Below are 16,972 nucleotides of genomic sequence, written 5' to 3'. Positions count from 1 at the left end.
GATGAACGGGCGACCGCGCAAGACGCTCGGCTGGGCAACACCAGCCCAGGTGATGGAGAGGGAAATCATCGACTTCAAATCACGTGTTGCACTTGATTCTTGAGACCGCCCTTCCCCTAGCTGTTGTAAGTCAGATTTGACGCCCTTTGCCTTGGCGAGGCAAGCGAGAAAAGTATGCCGAGGGAGTTCGACTCCGAGCAACTTGAAACGGTCGGGCTCACCGTCCAGTCTTCGCCGGTGTTCCATACCACCTGACAACCGCGCAATTCGCTAGCAAGCTCGACTACGGAGCGTAGAAACTCCTCTCATAGCGGTACCCACCTCCGAAAACCTGTTGGGTTTTTGTGCCCGGCACTTTGCGGGCACAACCGACGCGATGCCTGCGTCGGGAGGGTGGCTAATACAACACCCTTCGGGGAAATACGCGCGCCGGCTATGAGCGGTTTCTAACCTCCCGACTTCCCATCCGCCATCCGGTGGGCGGGCCACTTCGATGGAATGAAGGAGGCAACATCATGTCGAACCACGAATCGAACCACGACGACGACACCCAACGAGCTGGCTATTTCCTGCCGGAAGACGACAGGACGCGGCTGACGAAGCTGCGTGACCACATGGAATTCCTGTCGCGCCTGGCGGAGCCGCGCACGTACGATGAGGAGCAGGACGATCCGCCCGAAGTCAGTCACGGCGAACTGGCCACATGCTTCGCCATGCTGGCCGAGCAGGCGGAACTGGTGCTGGAGGCGATGGCATGGCGGCCGTCGCCGAGCGCGCGGCCTGAGACGCGGGCAGCCGCAGAAGCAGACGACGCGGCGACTGACCCCGACGAGACGCAACACGCGAGGCACGAGGCAGCGGCCGCACAGCCGACGCCGACAGCCAGCGTGCCGGAGGGCTACGTCTTTGGCGTCACGATGGACCAGGCAGACGCGCTTGACCGGCTGGTGCAGATGCTGATGGCGCACGGCGATGTCATCGCATCCGGGCATGAAGACGATCTTGCGGATGACACCGTGCCGGCACTGGGGCTGGCGATCTCGGAAGGTGCGGATGCGGTGCGGGAGATCCTGGATCAAGTGCAGGAACAGTTGATCCAGCCTGCAACGACATCGCGTTGCAGTGTGCGTGAGGAACGCTCGGCCTATGGCCCGGTGCCGAAGCAGGCACCGCGTCTTTCGCTGCACTGAGTCATGGGGTTGGGCTCGCCGTCTCGGCCTTTGCCGAGCGGCGAGCTCGGCTTTGCGAGAAAAGCGGCAGCCAATTGCGTCGTTCGCGATCCCTTGACAGCAATCTCTAATAGCCCCGCGATTCCCCGCGCAGGCGCAGCCTTTCCCGCGTGCCCGTGAGCGTGATAAGCCCCCGCTCAATAGCGCATCAGGTTTCGAGGCAGATTGCCAGCCCGCATCCGCGGCGAAACAAGGCAGCCCGCTCAGAAATCCCCTGACCGAGCGGCCAGCCCGATCCAGCCTTGCAGGCACAACTGGTCCTCAATCGAACGATCGCGCCGAATACCGACCAGAGCCAACACGAAGGTTGGCTTGTTAGAACGAGCCGGGAGAGGTAAATAATGACGCAGCCCGTTCGAGTCACACAGTGCGCGTGACTGCCTTCGCCCGGATGATCCTTCGCAATGCGAAGCTCATGGCCTCAAACGCCGTGTAGACAACGCCCAGCATCGCTAGATAAGCCCAGCCACTTGCAATGCCAGGACCGCAGTAGGTCTCGGTTAGGCACCTAAAAACACGTATCGTTATGTTTGCTTCGCACCAAAGTGCAACTGCGACCAACAGCACTGTGACAGCAGCCAATGCCTTTCTCGGCGCCTGCGATGAACTTCGAGCAAACACAATGCTTAGCATCTGCCAGGCTCGAAGCGGTAGCACACCAATCGACGCAAGGCCAACCAAGCCAAACAGATAAATCATTGCGCTAAACAGTGATGCGCTCACGACAGGCCCCACCGCCGTTCACGCGGACAGGGTGATTGATTCGCAAAGCCTCCCATCGCGCACCCAACCTCCCTACGACGCTCGCCCTTGAAGCGCAAGATCCTCGAGGAAAAGGAACAACCGCGCTTCTGATCCAGATCAAGGCGCCGCGCGCGCGGACGCGCGAGGATGCCTCGCAGACGAGGAGGCTTCCCATGCACGGTGATCAGGATCCCGCCGGCGACGACGTCATCACTCCAACTCGATAGTCGAAAGCGCAGGAGGCACTGCTCAATGCCTGCGTGCTTCGGTCGGGTCGGCTCAAAGAGCCAGCCAATCTCGACAGCGATATTGACGCCTGACGCTGAGTGTACGGCCGCTAGGAAGTCGGTGATGTTGCCGAAGGACATCAGCAGATCATCGTCGTCAGGCTGCACCCGGAACAGATCGACACCTGGCAGGTGCCCTCTAAGCATGGACTCGAATTCAGCGAATAAGTCGCTATCGCCCACGGTTGTTTCCCCACCGCTCTTCACTGACTGGGCCTTCACCCCTGTTCGTACGATTTTTCTGCTCGCCGATTTTTCCAGAGCATTTACGTCTTCCTGGCGCTCGATCCTCACGATCGACGTCAAGTTACGCACAAAGATGCAACAGAATAAACGAACCGCCCGCAAGGCGTGCAGCGGGCGGCCCGCAAAGCAAAGAGCGCGCGAATCGATACGCAATGAATGCCGCGTCCGGTACCGAATCGTGCACCGATACGACAGGCGCGACTTACTTTCCCGATACAGCACGCGTACGACCCTCTTATGCCGTCGGCGCATCCGCATCACTCTCAGATCCCTGCGTCGACGCGATTCAAGCGAATCTGTACCTACTCTTCAACGCTGAACTGCGTGCCCGGGGCAACCCGGTCCAGCTTCTCATTCTGACTCGCCTCCACCGGATTTTCCGGCGGAGGCGCATGCATCGTGAAGTGCTCCGCCACCACGAAAGCCGGCGGCTGTACCGGTGGCGGCTTCAGGGCGGCCGATGTTGCCACCACCATGGTCAACATCTCCTTGAGCGTGGCGTCGTCGATCGATTCATTCATCGCCATTTGGCACATGTAGAACAGTCCAAACGACAGGAAGGTCGTCCGTTCGGTCGCAACGAGTGCTGATGTTGCATCCGATCTGAAGTCGCCTGCGCCACCGCCGCCTGCGTTGACCTCACCCGGCACATTGATAGTCCCCGCGCCGCCCCCAGACGTGCCAAGGTTGACCAGTCGCGTCGGCAACTGCATGCACGCCTTGTCGCCCAGTACGACTGCGGCGGCTTTATCAGGACTCCAAGTCGTGACTGTGCCGATCGTCCGCTTACTCTTTCCTTCCCCCTGAACGATCGGCTCTCTTTTGAGGGTCGAGCATCCCGCACTCGCTATCGCAACAACAACCACAGCCGTGATCGCTTTCATGTTGCCCCTGACCGGCAGCGTCATGCCACCGCTGAAGCGTTTTACCACAGCCAAATACTGGTGTATGAGGAGCCCAAGTTCAGGCGGTGCGGGAGTCGGCAGACGCATCGCCTGCCATTCCGGAACACGTGCTTGTGGCCACCGCGTTGGCACAGGCGCGCAGCACGCGCATCAGGCGCGACCGCCCATAGGCACCGCGGCTGTGCCGGTGAGGAATGCGCACAGGCCAGCTCGCATCGCCGCATCGGGTCTAGGCGATCCCAATGGTGCCACCAGTCGTGGAAGCCGGACACCGATACCGCCAGCAGGCGGCACAGCATCTGCAGTGGATAGCGAGTCCATTCAGCAGCGACGAAGGCACACCTCACTTCGACCCTCTGGCGAAGAACGCACCGCCGCTACTTTTAGGATCTCGCGCTCCATCGTGAAAGTGGCGCTCGCGACCCACAGCCGGGCCAGTTCGCTCTCCATCTCACTTACCGGCGTGCGGCCGGGCGAGCTCAGCGGCTGGCTGGCCGGAGGCACCCAGCCAGTTGACCAGCGCCTTGGCCGACATGCCCCGTTGCCGGGCAGCCTTGGACGGCCTGACCAACTCAACTACGCCACACCCTGGGCCTTGAAGCCATCCGGGTAGCGACGACGGGTAATGCGCTGCATGGGAACCGCCAGTTGCGATCAAAGTATCGCTAGCTGGCGTCCGCTCCTGGGGGGATTCAGTCTGACATGCTTGATGACCGATGGTTGCGGCTGCTACCAGAACGCGTTGGCCGAACGCATCACCGGAATCCTCAGATGCGAACTCTTGTTCCATCGCCCGCAGGATCTGAGGCAGGCCCGTCAGATGGTGCCTGAGACGGCGGCGATCCATAATGCGGAGCGCCCTCCCCTGTTTCTAGAATGCAAACGCCCGATGCGATGCATCGGGCTTCCTTGGCCGCCTGACGGCGGCCGAACCATTCTCCCAAAGGTGTCAACCTATGGCAGGAAGGGTCACCAGATAACCCGGACCACCCTGCAAGTCCTGTTCTGTCCAGCGCCGGTGCAAGAAATCGTGTTAGCACTCCCTGTCTGAGGACCTAGGTTGACGATTTGCGCTCCCAAGTCGCGAAAGTGCTGGGCCATCCGATCAAGGTTGTCCCCCCCATGACTGGACCAAGTTCCTTCGACTTCTGCAATATCGCTTGGAACATACTGATCCCCAGCCGTGCGCGGACTGTCGGCTTGGTACTCCCCATTCGGATTGTTAACAGTCGCCTTGAAGTACGCGTAGCTACCATCCTTAAACACGACCTTGATGATTGCAGCAGTCTGCTCCTTTAGCTTGAGATAGGAGACAGCCACCTGCCCCATTTCTACCAAGCGCTCCAGGAAGTTCGGATCAACAGCAGCGGCCAGGGTTGCGGTATCCCCGGTCGCTGTCTCCAACATCCTCTGCATGTTCTTGTCGCGTACCAAGTCATGCACCGTGCTATCCCGAACATGCGGATACTGAGTCAGCCGCTCGACCGGCACCACATAGATGGGTCGTAGGGTGTTCTTCCCGTATGAGTAAGCCTGTGTCGCTATGCGAAGCTCTTGAGTCGCCTCTGCGGGCGGTATGCGTTTCGTACCACTTTGGCCGCTCAGTACGCCGATAGACATCGGACGATCAGGCCTCCCAGGATTGCCTGGGGTGGGATCAGAGGGAATATGCCAGTACTGCATCGTTCCGGCGGGCAAGTTGTACACCAAAAAATGGCCATTGCCTGCGTTGATGGCCTGGGCGTAGAAGTCATTTTCCGTGACGCATGTGTCGCATCGAATTGGCTTGTAGAAGCCATTTGATGCGTCAACATTCCCGGCCGAGAAAAAGGCCAAGACGCCTGCCAGCGCTCCGACTGCTGAATATTTCAAGATCAACTTTCCATGTAATAATCATTGATTAATTTTCAATATTAACATAATCTACGACATGGCGTCAAGATCGCGCTTGAATTCTGAAGTTGTAAATAATATCTGCGGAAATAATTATAATTTCTCACTTAATATCGTTTGACATTCCAATGCGCGACTCTTTGCCTCACGCGCCTAGCGCCTCTGACCGCACCCGGGAAGATATCCGCCTAGATAAGGAAGTGGTGCTAGCTACCGCCTGTCAACAACCACAGCCGTGATCGCTTTCATGTTGCCCCCTGACCGGCAGCGTCATGCCGCCGCTGAGGGGTTTTACCACAGCCGGATACTGGTTTATGAGGACCCGAATTCAGGCGACGTGGGGCTCGGCAGACGCATCGCTAGCCATCCCGAAGCGAGCAACGAACCGCCCGCGATGTTTCGCGAGCGGCGCGCAGATCGCCGACTTGGCGAATCGATGACTCAGGGAATGACGCAATAGCCACTGGCGTCGAACGTGCACTCATACAGGAAGCGCCATTCGCCGTCCTGACACATGAAGACGCGCTGCCCGTTCAACAGGTCAACAGATCCGATCACGCCATTGGCGGTGCATTCGCTCGCAGGGGGCGTCTCGAATGACTGAGCCGATGCGGCTCCGATCGTGAGCGACAGCCCGATGGCGAGGGTGCCCAGCGTCTTCGTGAATAACTTCATCTGCTTTCTCCATGCGTTGGCGTGATGCGGCGTCGCGCGTGATTCCATCAGCGTGCACGCAGGCCGCATGACCCAATCTCGTAGGTCGATTGGAAAAAGAGAATCAGAGAACTCCTCACGCACCCGTAGGAATAGTCCTACGCGCATACGTGTCACGATCGATACGGGATTTTTGCGTCGACGTTTGCGTGTGGACGCTGTGCATCAACGAAGCGCAGCATTCCATGCTCGCGGCTGTCCTGATGGGCGTCTACATCCTGAGGCCCCCGCCCCCCCGAACGCCCCTCCCTGGGCGTTCGATCGAGCTTGGCGCTTACTCCTCTTCTTCGCCCTGCTCCGGCCGGCCGGGCTCGCGCTGGTTGTCGTCCTGGCGCTGCTCGCGGCCACCCTGCTGCGGGTTCGGGTGTTGGCCTTCGCGCGGGTTTTGGTTGCTCGGACTCATGATGGTTACTCCTTGCGGCGGACATTCGCCACGTGGGCGACGCTGCGCCGCAGGGTGTTATCCGGGTGCGATGGCGCTGCATTCATCCGTCGCGCGTTTTGCCAGCTTTATGAACCAGTGTGGTTGCGCCCCAACGCGGGATCGTTCCGATGCTTGGAACAAGGGTGGCGATCTTGCCGGCTGCGCCGCATACACGCCCCACCCGCTCACACCGCATTGCGGCTGTGATTGATTGCATCCGGGCTTTGCCACGAAGGAGATGCGATGAAAGCCCTGACCTATCACGGCACGCGGGACGTCCGGGTCGAGACGGTGCCCGACCCCGTCCTGCGCGAGCGCGACGACATCCTGCTGCGCGTCACTGCGACCGCGATCTGCGGCTCGGACTTGCATCTGTACCGCGGCAAGATTCCCGAGCTGCACGACGGCGACATCCTGGGCCATGAGTTCATGGGCGTGGTCGAGGACGTCGGCGCCGAGGTGACCTCGGTGCGCAAGGGCGATCGGGTGGTAATCCCGTTCGTCATCGCCTGCGGCGACTGCTTCCACTGTCGGCTGTCGGAGTTCGCGGCCTGCGAGACCACCAACACCGGCCAGGGCGCGGCGCTCAACCGCAAGGGCATCCGGCCGCCGGCGGCGTTGTTCGGCTACAGCCATCTGTACGGCGGCATCGCCGGCGGCCAGGCGGAGTTCGTGCGCGTGCCCAAGGCCAATGTCGGCCCGCTGGTGGTGCCGGAGGTGCTCAGCGACGAGCAGGTGCTGTTCCTGTCGGACATCCTGCCCACCGGCTACCAGGCAGTGATCGATGCCAAGGTCACCAAGGGGTCGACGGTCGCGATCTTCGGCGCCGGCCCGGTCGGGCTGATGGCGGCGGCGTGCTGTCGGATGCTGGGCGCCGAGCGCATCTTCATGGTCGACCGCTACCAGTATCGGCTCGACTTCGCGCAGGCGACCTACGGCGTAATCCCGCTGAACTTCGAGGAGATCGACGATCCGGCCGATGCGATCGTCTCGCAGACCGACGGGCGCGGCGTGGATGCGTCGATCGATGCAGTCGGTTTCGAGGCCAAGGGCAGCAAGGCCGACAGCGTGCTGACCGGGCTCAAGCTCGAGACCAGCAGCGGGGCTGCGATCCGGCAGTGCATCGCGGCGACACGGCGCGCGGGTACGGTCAGCATCCCGGGCGTGTATGCGGGCTTCATCCACGCGTTCATGCTGGGCGATGCGTTCGACAAGGGCCTGACCTTCAAGATGGGCCAGACCGATGTGCAGCGCTACATGCCCGAACTGCTGACGCGCATCGGCAATGGCGACCTGCAGCCAGACGTCATCATCTCGCACCGAATGAAGCTCGAAGACGCGGCGCGCGGGTACGAGATTTTCGACGGCAAGGACGAACGCGATGCCTGCCGCAAGGTGGTGCTGACGCCTTGAGCCGGCTGTGGCGCCGATCCGCCGGCGCCGCGATGCGGGCTCGGACAAGGCGATGGCCCCGCCGACTGACCTCGGCGCCCGCATCGACCGATACCGTTGCTGCCTTCCGGCCCTGGCGGGATTTTCGATCTAGCGTCGCGAGGGGCCGACGGGGCCACCATGGAGACACGCGCCGGCCGAGCCGGCCCCGCAGCAGCGGGACGGGGATTCTAACAGGGCGGGCGCACTTGCGCCTATCCGCGGCGCCTCATTCGCGGCGCTCGACCACCGGCACGCCGTCGTGCTGGCGGAATCGGATCGCATACGAGAGCCGGACCGGGGTCGGCGTTTCGGTCACGCCCGGTGCGGCGCAGGGGTCACCGTCGTCGAAGCCCTCCGGCGCGGTGCACAGCGCCGCTGGCCAGTACGTCCAGGCGCGGATGGCGGCGAGTGTGGGCGCCACGAACGTGGCGCGATCAGGCACGCCGTCCGGTGTCGTGCAGCGCGCGTCCGGGCGCTCGGCCACGGCGACGACCTGCCCGTCCGTGCCGACGACGACATCCACGCAGACCTCGACCGGCGGCAGGCGCAGCGGCAGCAACGCGGCTGGATAGTCGGGCAATGCGGCGGGCTGTTCGAGCGTGGGATAGACGAAGCGCTGGTGGCGGCCAAGCGCCATCCGGTTGCTGTCGCCGTCGGGTGCCAGCAATGCCGCACCGACTTCGCCGTGCGCAGCCGGCGCGGGTGCCGGTTCGGGCGGGACAGGTGCGCTGGCGCACGCGGCCAGCAGCAGCGCGAGCGTGCCGGCCGCGACGCTGCGGCTCATCGCGGCGCCCCGCCCTCCCCCGGCTCGGGGTGCAGCCAGGTGGCATCGCCGTCGGCGTAGCGCTCGTGCTTCCAGATCGGCACGCGGTCCTTGATCTCGTCGATGATATAGCGGCAGGCATCGAACGCCGCGCCCCGGTGCGGGGCGGAGACACCCACCCACACCGCCATGTCGCCGATCGCCAGGTCGCCGATGCGATGCACGCACACCGCCGCGCACAGCGCGAATCGTTCGCGGGCCTCGGCGATCACCTTCGCGCCTTCGGCCTGCGCCAGTGCGACGTAGGACTCGTAACGCAGCCCGAGCACCGGACGGCCGTCATTGTGGTTGCGCACCCAGCCTTCGAAGCTGGCAAAGGCGCCAGCGCGGTCGTGCTGCAGGCGCGCGCGCAGCGGCGCCAGGTCGAGCGGCGCGTCGGCCAGCCAGAAGTCGCGGTCGTCCATCTTCAGCCTCCGCTGACCGGGGGAATGAAGGCGACCTCGCTGTCGCCGCGGACCGCATCGTCCCAGCGTGCGAAAGCACCGTCGACCGCGACGCGCAGCCGCTCGGCCGGCAGCGTGAAGCCGTGCTGCGCACGCACTTCGGCATACAGCGCGCGCAGGTCCGGCGCGGTGGTCTGCCAGGTTTCCTCGCTGCGGCCGGCGGCATCGCGCAGGCTGGCGAAGTACAGCAGTCGGACATCGGTCATGGCGTGGCGCCTCCTTCGATGGTGCCGACGTCGCGCTTGCCGCCGCGCTTGCCGACCAGCTTCGCCGGCCCGAGCACGATGGCGTGCGAGAGCGCCTTGCACATGTCGTAGACGGTCAGCGCGGCGACGGTGGCGCCGGTCAGCGCTTCCATCTCCACGCCGGTGCGGTGGGTGGTCTTGACGGTGCAGTCGATGCGCAGCTCGCGCTCGCCGCTCCAGTCGATCGCGATCCGCACGCCGTCGATCGGCAGCGGATGACAGAACGGAATCAGCTCGTGAGTGCGCTTGACCGCCATCGTGCCGGCGACGATTGCGGTGTCGACGATCCCGCCCTTGGCGCTGCGCAGGCCGCTGGCGCGCAGTTGCGCGGCGACGGCCGCCGGGAAGCGGACGCGGCATTCGGCGCTCGCGGCGCGGGCGGTCACGGTCTTGGCCGAGACGTCGACCATCGTCGGGCGGCCGTCGGGATCGATGTGGGTCAGCGCCGGGGACGCCGGGGATGTGCTGCGGGCCATGGCGCCTGCGGGGTGACTGCGGACCTCAGATGGTACCGGCCCCGGTGTCCGGCGTCCCCTGATGGAAGACCATCCGCCAGGCGCCATCGGGATCGCGACGCCACCACGACGTGCGCAGCGAGCGGCGCATGTCGGTGCCGGCGCGGCGCGTGATGCCGTACGCCACTCGGGCCACGTCGTCGGTCACCGCGTGCACGCGCATGGGGCCGGTCTCGAAGGCGATGCCGCCTTGTTCGGGCAGTTCAGCGAGCACCTCGGCCTTGCCGAAGACCGCTCCGGAGGCGCCGATCTCGGTGAAGTCGTCGGCGATCAAGGCGTCGAGGCGGACGCGATCGGCGCGCACGCCCGGGTCGAGCAGTGCGCGCTCCAGCGATTCGAGCAGCGCTGCGGTCTCCGGCGCCACGCTCAACCGCCGACCAGGAACATTTCGACGTGTCGGCGCGGCGCGCGCGTGCTGCCGCGCAGCTCGCTGTAGCGATCGGCGCGGCGCGACCACAAGTCGGTCAGGCGCGAGGCGAACGCGGCTTCGCCCTCGGCCAGCCAGCCGCGCAGCGGCTGCCCCTGGCCGGCGAACAGGCAGGTGTAGAGGCTGCCGTCGGCCGAGACGCGGGCGCGGTGGCAGTCGCCGCAGAACGGCGCGGTCACCGAACTGATGAAGCCGATCTCGCCGGCACCATCGGCGTAAGCGTGGCGCTCGGCCACCTCGCCGCGGTAGTCGGCATCGAGCGCGCGCAGCGGCCAGTGCGCGGCGATGCGCGCATGCAGCGCGCGCGAAGGCACCACCCGCGCGCGGTCCCAGCCGTTGCAGGTGCCCACGTCCATGTATTCGATGAAGCGCAGGACGTGGCCGGTGCCGCGAAAGTGCGCGGCCATGCGTTCGACTTCGTGGTCGTTGACGCCGCGCTGCACGACGCAGTTGAACTTGATCGACGAGAACCCCGCGCGCTCGGCCGCGGCCACGCCTTCGAGCACCGCAGCGATGTCACCGCGCCCTCCGGACAGCTGATGGAACAGCGCAGGGTCGAGCGCATCCAGGCTGATCGTCAGCCGCCGCAGGCCGGCATCGCGCAGGGCCTGGGCCTGGCGGGCGAGCAGCGCGCCGTTGGTGGTCATCGCCAGGTCGTCGATGCCGGGGATCTTGGCCAGGCGCGCGATCAGGGTGGGCAGTTGCTTGCGCAGCAGCGGCTCGCCGCCGGTGATGCGCAGCTTGCGCATGCCCAGCTGTGCGAAGCCACGCACCAGGGTCTCGATCTCGTCGAACGACAGCCGCCCCGCCTGGTCGAACCCGTAGTCGTCGGGCACGCGATCGGCGGGCATGCAATAGCCGCAGCGGAAGTTGCAGGCCTCGATCACCGACAGCCGCAGGTCGTGCAGCGGGCGGCCGAGACGGTCCAGCGGGGCCTGGGGCAATTGCGGCAAGGCGCTCATGCGCCGGCATCCTGCGCGGGCGCCGGTGCACGCAATGCGAACCGCTCGCCCGGGCGGGCCACGCGCTGGCCGCGCGCGCGCAGCGCCTCGCCGTCGGCGTCGCAGGCGTAGTGGTAGAGCACGCAGCGCGCGAGCAGTGCCGGCGGGTACTCGCGCTCCAGATCGTCGATGCCGCTGTGCGAGGGGTTGCCGTGCAGCCCGCAGTCGTGGGCGATCAGCTCGTCGCGATCGGCATACCGGGCCAGCATCTCGGGAATCGGCCGGGTGTCGCCGCTCCACACCAGGCTGCCCGGCAGGCGCAGGCCGTAGGCGGTCTCCGGCCAGTGGTGGCGCACGGGGAACACCTCCAGGCGCACGCCGTCGTGCCAGAACGCATCGCCGACCGGGATCAGCCGGAACGCGTCCCAGAAATTCGCACCGCCCTCGGCCAGCACGTTGGGATAATCGGCCACGCGCCGGTGCAACAGCGGCACCACCGGCGCCGGGACGTACAGCGGCATCGCGCCGCGGCGCGCGGGATCGAAGTAACGGTCGACGAACAGGCGCTCGAAGCCGCCGACATGGTCGAGGTGCACATGGGTGACGAACAGCGCGCGCGGCGCCTCGCCATAGCGGTCCAGGTGCGCGGTCAGGCCTTCGTTGCCGCAGTCGATCGTCAGCCACGGCGCGCCATCGCGCTCGATCGTCGCCATCGGCGAGCCCAGCGCCACCGCCGAGGCATTGCCAACACCCAGAAACCGCAGCGCCCAGTCCATCAGATGCCCCGGCTCCACAGCACATCGTAGGAGCGGCGCAGGCGTGCGAAGTCCGCCGCCACCGCGTCCTCGCTGCGGGCCCCGCGCAGTTTCTGCAGCGAGCGTTCCAGGCGCGCCAGATTGCGTGCGCGCCAGCGGGTCTCGGGAATCCGCAGGCGGCCGCGGTCGAGATCGATCATCCAGCCCTTGCCCAGGCTGTCGAACAGGATGTTGTGGGCATTGAGGTCGGCGTGGTCCAGCCCGGCGCGGTGGAAGCGCGCGATCAGGCGGCCGGTCTGCTCCCATGGCGCGTCTTCCGGCGCCTGCGCGGCCAGGTCGGCCAGCGAGCGCACGTCCACCAGCCGCTCCATCAGGATCCAGGCGCGGTAGGTGAGCCCCCGGCGCAGGTAGCTCGCGGCGATGGGCTGCGGCACCGGGAGATCGCGCCGCATCAGCTCGCGCAGCAGGCGGAACTCGACGAAGCTGCGCACGCGCGGCCCGCCGCGCCACAGGTGCAGATCGTGATTGACGCGGCCGACCATGCCGCCGCGCAGGTACTGCCGCAACACGCAGGGGCCGTGGGAGGCGTCGATGAACCATGCGCCGCCGCGCCCGCTGCCCGACACCCGCTGCGCGCGCTCGCCCCACTTCGCCGGGTCGAACCAGCGCGGGTCGGCTTGCCGCAGTTGCGTGCCGTCGAACAGAATGGCGCCGTACTCGCCCGTGCGACCGTCCGCCGGAATCGGCGTCAGGCTTTCGCTGGGGTCGAATCTGCTCATCCAGCGAGTCTATCAAGCCTTGGCCCCTGCCCCGACCGTCGTTTCCCCCGTGCCCGCCGGCCAGGCGCCTGCTTTCAGGCCCCGTTCGGTGTGTCTGCTGCGCCTGTCGGCGCTCGGCGATGTGACCCATGTGCTGCCGTTGATCGCCACGTTGCGACGGGCTTGGCCCGACGTCGCGCTGAGCTGGGTCATCGGCAAGGGCGAGCATCGCTTGCTCGAGGGCCTGCCCGGCGTCGACTTCATCGTCTACGACAAGAAGAGCGGATGGGCCGGCATGCGCGCGATGCGAGGCGACTTGCGTGCGCACCTGGGCGATGCGCGCCGGTTCGACGCGCTGCTGCAGATGCAGGTCGCCGCGCGCGCCAATCTGCTCTCGGGCTTCGTGCCGGCGCGCCGCCGCGTCGGCTACGACCGCGCCCGCTCCAAGGACCTGCACGGCCTGTTCGTCAACGAGCGCATTCCCGACCGGCCCGGCATCCACGTGCTCGACGCGATCGGCAGCTTCTGCGAACCGCTGGGGCTGCGCCAGGACAGCGTGACCTGGGACATGCCGGTACCCGACGACGCGCACGCCTGGGCGCGGGCGCAGTGGGACGACGACGGCCGGCCGGTGCTGATGATCTCGCCGTGCTCGAGTCACGTGCGCCGCAACTGGTATCCCGATCGCCATGCCGCGCTGGCCGACCATGCCGCCGACGCTGGCTGGCGGGTGGTGCTGTGCGGCGGGCGCAGCGAGCTGGAGCGCAGCACCGCCGACGCGATTTTGGCGGCGATGCGGCACGAGGCGCTGGACCTGGTCGGCAAGGACACGCTCAAGCAGTTGCCGGCATTGCTGGCGCGCGCGCAATTGCTGGTCACGCCCGATTCGGGGCCGATGCACATCGCCAATGCCATGGGCACCAAGGTGCTGGGCCTGCACGCGGCCAGCAATCCGGTGCGCAGCGGTCCGTACTCGGACCGGCGGTTCTGCGTGGACCGCTACGACGACGCCGCGCGCCGGTTCCTCGGCAAGCCGGCGGACGCGCTCAAGTGGGGCACCAAGATCGAGTTCGACGATGTGATGGCGCTGGTGACGGTGGACGACGCGATCGCCGCGTTCGAGCGGCGGCGCGCCGACCTCGGGCAAGCCTGAGCGGCGAGAAGATCAGGGGGCGGCGGCGTCGGTGCGGTAGTCGGCGTAGGACTTCTCTTCGACGTAGGCCGAACCCAGCGCCAGATTGATCGCCTTCTTGATGCGCGCGCGCTCGTCGTTCTCGATGTAGACGCTGCGCGCCAGCCGCACGAAGTCGGCGTCGAAGGCCTGGGCTTTTTCCTTGAGCCGGATCTCGTCCTCGATGTCCCACAGCCGCTCGTTGACCGCCTTGAGGTCGGCGCGCAGGCGCACGATGTCGTGGCCGGCGCCGGGATGCGCCATCCAGGTCTGCTCGAGCGCGGTCAGTTCGCGGCGCACATTGGCGAGCTTGGCGGCATCGGTCATGCGCTCGGACTTGATCTGCAGGATCGAGATCTTGTCGAGCAGCTCGCCGAAGGACACGGGCACGGAAATCTCGGACATGGGGACTGCCGGAACGGACGGGCCGGCCAGTGTACCGCTGCCGCAGATGGGCCGCGTCGGGCGACGCCGTTGTTGCCTGGGAGGAAAAATCCACATGGCATCGGCCTGCTGCCCCCACCCAACCCTCCCCCGCACGCGGGGGAGGGCTTTTCCGCGGCGTCGATCGGAGCGATGCGCGCGTCAGATGCGCAATACCTCCCCCGCATCGCGGGGAGAGCTTTCTCGGCGTCGAGCAGATCGATGCCCGCGTTGGATGGCGCAACACCTCCCCCGCTTGCGCGCGGAGGTCGACGCCGTAGGCGTCGGGTGGGGGCGCGGGCTGGGCCGACCAACGCCAATGACAGCGCATCGGCCTGGCCCCCCACCCAACCCTCCCCCGCACGCGGGGGAGGGCTTTTCCGCGGCGTCGATCTGAGCGATGCGCGCGTTGGATGGCGCAACACCTCCCCCGCACGCAGAGGAGGGCTTTTCCGCGGCGTCGAGCGGACCGATGTGCGCATTGGATGGCGCAACCCCTCCCCCGCTTGCGGGCGGAGGTCGACGCCGTAGGCGTCGGGTGGGCGCGCGGGCTGGGCCGACCAACACCAATGACAGCGCATCGGCCTGGGCCCCACCCTCCTCACACGCAGGAGAAGGCTTCAACGAAAAAGGGCTGCGTCCTGGACGCAGCCCCTTGTCGATTCTGGCGGAGAGGGGGGGATTCGAACCCCCGAGGCGCTATAAACGCCTGCCTGATTTCGAGTCAGGTACATTCAACCACTCTGCCACCTCTCCGGCGGCCCCGGACCTGCATGCAGAACCCGGGGGCGCAATCATACGGGGGCGGTGCGTGGCCGACAAGCGGGCGACGCTTATCGGGGCGATCGTCTGCGTCGACGTAAGGCGATGCGGTAGTCCGATCGCGGGGCCACCCCGCTTTGTGCGCCAGCCGGACCTGCGCAACTTGCGCGCGGCCATGCCGGTCGGCCGCGCCGCTGTCGTGCACGCATATGGCGCATTCATGCTCGGCGCCAGTCGAGCCTGCCCCTTCTACGTCCCATTGACCGCCGGCCGACTACAGTCGGGGTTTTCCAGTACGGACCCCTGCCATGTCGCAACCCACCGTGCTGATCCTCGACGACGACGGCACGTTCTCCCGGGCAGCCGGCCAACTCGCGTTCGCCGCGGGGCTGCGCGTTCAACTGGCCGAAACGCTCGCCGAGGCCCGAGGTTATCTGTCACGCGCACGCGCTGATTTGATGCTGCTCGATCTGCAGTTGCCCGACGGTTCGGGACTGGACCTGCTCGACGACATCGACCTGGCCGAGCACGGTCAGATCGCGATCGTGACCGGACGGCCGACGGTGGAATCGGCCGTACGTGCGGTTGCTTCACCGGTGATCGAGTACCTGGTCAAGCCCCTGGATGCGATGCAGTTGCGCCGGCTGATGGAACGCGTCGTCGCGCGCTATCAGCCGACCCCGTCTCCGGACGTACCGGGTGCGATTGGCGACATCCTGGGCAACTCGCCGCAGATCCGACGGGTCGTGGATCAGGTGCTGCGCATCGGCGCCACCGACGCGCCGGTGCTGGTGTGGGGCGAGCGCGGAACAGGCAAGACGCTCGTGGCGCGTGCGCTGCATAGCGCGAGCGGGCGACAAGGGCCGTTGGTGACGCTGGACTGCAGTGCGACCGATCCGGACCGACTCGCCACCGAGCTGTTCGACGCGACGGGCAGTCTGGGCGAGGCGTTCGTCCGCGCGCGAGGCGGAACCTTGCTGTTGGCCGACCTCACTGCGATCCCGATGGCGCTGCAGGCCCGGTTGCTGCGCGCACTTGAAGCCGGTCCGGCGCTGGCCAGTCCGGATGCACGGCTGATCGCCAGCACTCACCGCGACCCGCACGAGGCGATGCGCGAGGGCACACTGCGCGACGATCTCTATCACGTGTTGACGCCGCTGCCGCTGCCGCCGCTGCGCGAACGCGGCGAGGACGTGGCGGTGCTCGCCCAGGTGTTTCTCGACAAGCTCAACGCGCACTACGGCCGCAGCAGACGGCTGGCCTCGGGCGCCGAGTCCGCGCTGTTGCGCCATGACTGGCCAGGCAACGTGCGCGAGTTGCGCAGCGCGGTGCAGGGCGCCTATCTGCTGCAGCAGGACGACGACCTGTACATCCGCCCCACCCTGCCCAGCGAAACCGTACTCAAGGAGTCGGAGACCTCGATCATGTTCTCGGTCGGTACGACGCTGGCCGAACTCGAGCGGCGCGCGTTGCTCAAGACGCTGGCGCATTTCAACAACGACAAGACCGCCACGGCCCGTGCGCTGGGCATCAGCGTACGCACCGTCCACAACCAGCTGGCGCGACTGGCCGGGCCGGACGCGCCCCAGCGCAAGGCCGCACCGTGACCCCGGCGATGCCCGAACCGGGGACGGTCGATCCGGAGTGGCTGCACGCGCTACGCAATGCCGCCAATGCCGCGACGATCGCCGCCGCCGCAGTGCGCAGCGCGCTGGATGCGGGCGACCGGGCACGCGCGTTCCAGTTCCTCGACGAGTCCGACGCGGCCTGCCGACGCCTGCGCACGCTGCTGACTCCGTCCGCACACGGCGGCTAAGCCCACGCCGCGCGCAC

At 66.2% G+C, this 16,972-nt stretch carries 19 protein-coding genes, 1 tRNA gene, 1 other RNA gene and 1 pseudogene; 6 read left to right on the top strand and 16 right to left on the bottom strand.

The genetic code is table 11. The features are described 5' to 3' along the window. Positions 1-515 precede the first annotated feature (515 nt). Positions 516-1,190 carry a hypothetical protein gene (locus tag ABE505_RS05555; RefSeq protein ID WP_346442389.1) on the top strand — a complete coding sequence of 225 codons (675 nt, stop codon included), beginning with the start codon at positions 516-518 and terminating at the stop codon, positions 1,188-1,190. Positions 1,191-1,948: 758 nt separating this feature from the next. Here ABE505_RS05555 and ABE505_RS05550 read toward each other — a convergent pair. Both ABE505_RS05550 and ABE505_RS05545 read right to left on the bottom strand, forming a co-directional pair. After that, a complete protein-coding gene (locus tag ABE505_RS05550; RefSeq protein WP_346442388.1) occupies positions 1,949-2,566 on the bottom strand; it encodes a hypothetical protein in 618 nt (205 codons plus the stop codon). A 242-nt stretch (positions 2,567-2,808) separates the two neighbouring features. After that, positions 2,809-3,498, bottom strand: a complete 690-nt coding sequence (locus ABE505_RS05545; protein ID WP_346442387.1) for a hypothetical protein — start codon at positions 3,496-3,498, stop codon at positions 2,809-2,811. Positions 3,499-4,108: 610 nt separating this feature from the next. Here ABE505_RS05545 and ABE505_RS05540 point away from each other — a divergent pair. Continuing rightward, positions 4,109-4,332, top strand: a pseudogene (locus ABE505_RS05540) (integrase core domain-containing protein); the annotation flags it as partial. A gap of 48 nt (positions 4,333-4,380) precedes the next feature. Here ABE505_RS05540 and ABE505_RS05535 read toward each other — a convergent pair. From ABE505_RS05535 to ABE505_RS05525, 3 genes are all read right to left on the bottom strand, one after another. Beyond that, positions 4,381-5,283 (bottom strand): hypothetical protein, encoded by a 903-nt coding sequence (locus ABE505_RS05535; RefSeq protein ID WP_346442386.1) that lies wholly within the window; start codon positions 5,281-5,283, stop codon positions 4,381-4,383. A 462-nt stretch (positions 5,284-5,745) separates the two neighbouring features. Next, complete coding sequence (locus ABE505_RS05530; RefSeq protein WP_346442385.1) at positions 5,746-5,979, bottom strand: hypothetical protein; 234 nt, start codon at positions 5,977-5,979, stop codon at positions 5,746-5,748. A 313-nt stretch (positions 5,980-6,292) separates the two neighbouring features. Then, complete coding sequence (locus ABE505_RS05525) at positions 6,293-6,421, bottom strand: hypothetical protein (RefSeq protein WP_346442384.1); 129 nt, start codon at positions 6,419-6,421, stop codon at positions 6,293-6,295. Between the two features lie 264 nt (positions 6,422-6,685). Here ABE505_RS05525 and ABE505_RS05520 point away from each other — a divergent pair, with 264 nt between their 5' ends. Further along, complete coding sequence (locus ABE505_RS05520) at positions 6,686-7,855, top strand: zinc-dependent alcohol dehydrogenase (protein WP_346442383.1); 1,170 nt, start codon at positions 6,686-6,688, stop codon at positions 7,853-7,855. A gap of 55 nt (positions 7,856-7,910) precedes the next feature. Here the strand turns inward: ABE505_RS05520 and ffs are convergent. From ffs to ABE505_RS05475, 9 genes are all read right to left on the bottom strand, one after another. After that, positions 7,911-8,007: signal recognition particle sRNA small type (gene ffs, locus ABE505_RS05515), an RNA gene on the bottom strand. A 95-nt stretch (positions 8,008-8,102) separates the two neighbouring features. Next, on the bottom strand, positions 8,103-8,660 hold the full coding sequence (locus ABE505_RS05510; protein WP_346442382.1) for a hypothetical protein: 558 nt from the start codon (positions 8,658-8,660) through the stop codon (positions 8,103-8,105). Beyond that, positions 8,657-9,103, bottom strand: a complete 447-nt coding sequence (locus ABE505_RS05505; RefSeq protein ID WP_346442381.1) for a molybdenum cofactor biosynthesis protein MoaE — start codon at positions 9,101-9,103, stop codon at positions 8,657-8,659. The genes ABE505_RS05510 and ABE505_RS05505 overlap by 4 nt, the downstream gene beginning before the upstream one ends. A 2-nt stretch (positions 9,104-9,105) precedes the next feature. Then, entirely contained in the window at positions 9,106-9,348 is a 243-nt protein-coding gene (locus tag ABE505_RS05500; protein ID WP_346442380.1) for a MoaD/ThiS family protein, read from the bottom strand. After that, on the bottom strand, positions 9,345-9,863 hold the full coding sequence (moaC, locus tag ABE505_RS05495; RefSeq protein WP_346442379.1) for a cyclic pyranopterin monophosphate synthase MoaC: 519 nt from the start codon (positions 9,861-9,863) through the stop codon (positions 9,345-9,347). Before moaC ends, ABE505_RS05500 begins: the two co-directional genes overlap by 4 nt. Before the next feature lie 25 nt (positions 9,864-9,888). Continuing rightward, positions 9,889-10,266, bottom strand: coding sequence for a DUF4440 domain-containing protein (locus ABE505_RS05490; protein ID WP_346442378.1), 378 nt, complete (start codon positions 10,264-10,266; stop codon positions 9,889-9,891). Between the two features lie 2 nt (positions 10,267-10,268). After that, entirely contained in the window at positions 10,269-11,291 is a 1,023-nt protein-coding gene (moaA, locus tag ABE505_RS05485; RefSeq protein WP_346442377.1) for a GTP 3',8-cyclase MoaA, read from the bottom strand. After that, positions 11,288-12,046: an MBL fold metallo-hydrolase gene (locus ABE505_RS05480; RefSeq protein WP_346442376.1), complete on the bottom strand. Its 759-nt coding sequence runs from the start codon at positions 12,044-12,046 to the stop codon at positions 11,288-11,290. Before ABE505_RS05480 ends, moaA begins: the two co-directional genes overlap by 4 nt. Then, positions 12,046-12,804, bottom strand: coding sequence for a 3-deoxy-D-manno-octulosonic acid kinase (locus ABE505_RS05475; protein ID WP_346442375.1), 759 nt, complete (start codon positions 12,802-12,804; stop codon positions 12,046-12,048). Before ABE505_RS05475 ends, ABE505_RS05480 begins: the two co-directional genes overlap by 1 nt. Before the next feature lie 49 nt (positions 12,805-12,853). Between ABE505_RS05475 and ABE505_RS05470 the strand changes: the two genes are divergently transcribed. Further along, complete coding sequence (locus ABE505_RS05470; RefSeq protein WP_346442374.1) at positions 12,854-13,936, top strand: glycosyltransferase family 9 protein; 1,083 nt, start codon at positions 12,854-12,856, stop codon at positions 13,934-13,936. Positions 13,937-13,948: 12 nt separating this feature from the next. On the opposite strand, the gene ABE505_RS05465 is transcribed toward ABE505_RS05470, so the two are convergent. After that, positions 13,949-14,359, bottom strand: a complete 411-nt coding sequence (locus ABE505_RS05465) for a DUF6165 family protein (RefSeq protein WP_346442373.1) — start codon at positions 14,357-14,359, stop codon at positions 13,949-13,951. Positions 14,360-15,042: 683 nt separating this feature from the next. Continuing rightward, positions 15,043-15,133 (bottom strand) — tRNA-Ser (locus ABE505_RS05460). Positions 15,134-15,447: 314 nt separating this feature from the next. Between ABE505_RS05460 and ABE505_RS05455 the strand changes: the two genes are divergently transcribed. Together ABE505_RS05455 and ABE505_RS05450 are read left to right on the top strand one after the other, a co-directional pair. Next, entirely contained in the window at positions 15,448-16,746 is a 1,299-nt protein-coding gene (locus ABE505_RS05455; RefSeq protein WP_346442372.1) for a sigma 54-interacting transcriptional regulator, read from the top strand. A gap of 8 nt (positions 16,747-16,754) precedes the next feature. Further along, positions 16,755-16,955, top strand: coding sequence for a hypothetical protein (locus ABE505_RS05450; protein ID WP_346446114.1), 201 nt, complete (start codon positions 16,755-16,757; stop codon positions 16,953-16,955). Positions 16,956-16,972: the final 17 nt, after the last annotated feature.

The sequence above is a fragment of the Luteimonas sp. TWI382 genome (assembly GCF_039674545.1).
Classification (GTDB): Bacteria; Pseudomonadota; Gammaproteobacteria; order Xanthomonadales; family Xanthomonadaceae; genus Luteimonas.
Note: the sequence above shows the minus strand (reverse complement) of the source record. Positions and strands in the feature narration are given on the sequence as shown.

What these genes read in the sequence shown, in the direction of transcription:
- ABE505_RS05555 (WP_346442389.1), top strand. Translation starts at nt 516, where the DNA reads ATGTCGAACCACGAATCGAACCACGACGACGACACCCAACGAGCTGGC.
- ABE505_RS05545 (WP_346442387.1), bottom strand. Translation starts at nt 3,498, where the DNA reads ATGCGTCTGCCGACTCCCGCACCGCCTGAACTTGGGCTCCTCATACAC.
- ABE505_RS05530 (WP_346442385.1), bottom strand. Translation starts at nt 5,979, where the DNA reads ATGAAGTTATTCACGAAGACGCTGGGCACCCTCGCCATCGGGCTGTCG.
- ABE505_RS05525 (WP_346442384.1), bottom strand. Translation starts at nt 6,421, where the DNA reads ATGAGTCCGAGCAACCAAAACCCGCGCGAAGGCCAACACCCGAACCCG.
- ABE505_RS05520 (WP_346442383.1), top strand. Translation starts at nt 6,686, where the DNA reads ATGAAAGCCCTGACCTATCACGGCACGCGGGACGTCCGGGTCGAGACG.
- ABE505_RS05510 (WP_346442382.1), bottom strand. Translation starts at nt 8,660, where the DNA reads ATGAGCCGCAGCGTCGCGGCCGGCACGCTCGCGCTGCTGCTGGCCGCG.
- ABE505_RS05505 (WP_346442381.1), bottom strand. Translation starts at nt 9,103, where the DNA reads ATGGACGACCGCGACTTCTGGCTGGCCGACGCGCCGCTCGACCTGGCG.
- ABE505_RS05500 (WP_346442380.1), bottom strand. Translation starts at nt 9,348, where the DNA reads ATGACCGATGTCCGACTGCTGTACTTCGCCAGCCTGCGCGATGCCGCC.
- moaC (WP_346442379.1), bottom strand. Translation starts at nt 9,863, where the DNA reads ATGGCCCGCAGCACATCCCCGGCGTCCCCGGCGCTGACCCACATCGAT.
- moaA (WP_346442377.1), bottom strand. Translation starts at nt 11,291, where the DNA reads ATGAGCGCCTTGCCGCAATTGCCCCAGGCCCCGCTGGACCGTCTCGGC.
- ABE505_RS05480 (WP_346442376.1), bottom strand. Translation starts at nt 12,046, where the DNA reads ATGGACTGGGCGCTGCGGTTTCTGGGTGTTGGCAATGCCTCGGCGGTG.
- ABE505_RS05475 (WP_346442375.1), bottom strand. Translation starts at nt 12,804, where the DNA reads ATGAGCAGATTCGACCCCAGCGAAAGCCTGACGCCGATTCCGGCGGAC.
- ABE505_RS05465 (WP_346442373.1), bottom strand. Translation starts at nt 14,359, where the DNA reads ATGTCCGAGATTTCCGTGCCCGTGTCCTTCGGCGAGCTGCTCGACAAG.
- ABE505_RS05455 (WP_346442372.1), top strand. Translation starts at nt 15,448, where the DNA reads ATGTCGCAACCCACCGTGCTGATCCTCGACGACGACGGCACGTTCTCC.
- ABE505_RS05450 (WP_346446114.1), top strand. Translation starts at nt 16,755, where the DNA reads ATGCCCGAACCGGGGACGGTCGATCCGGAGTGGCTGCACGCGCTACGC.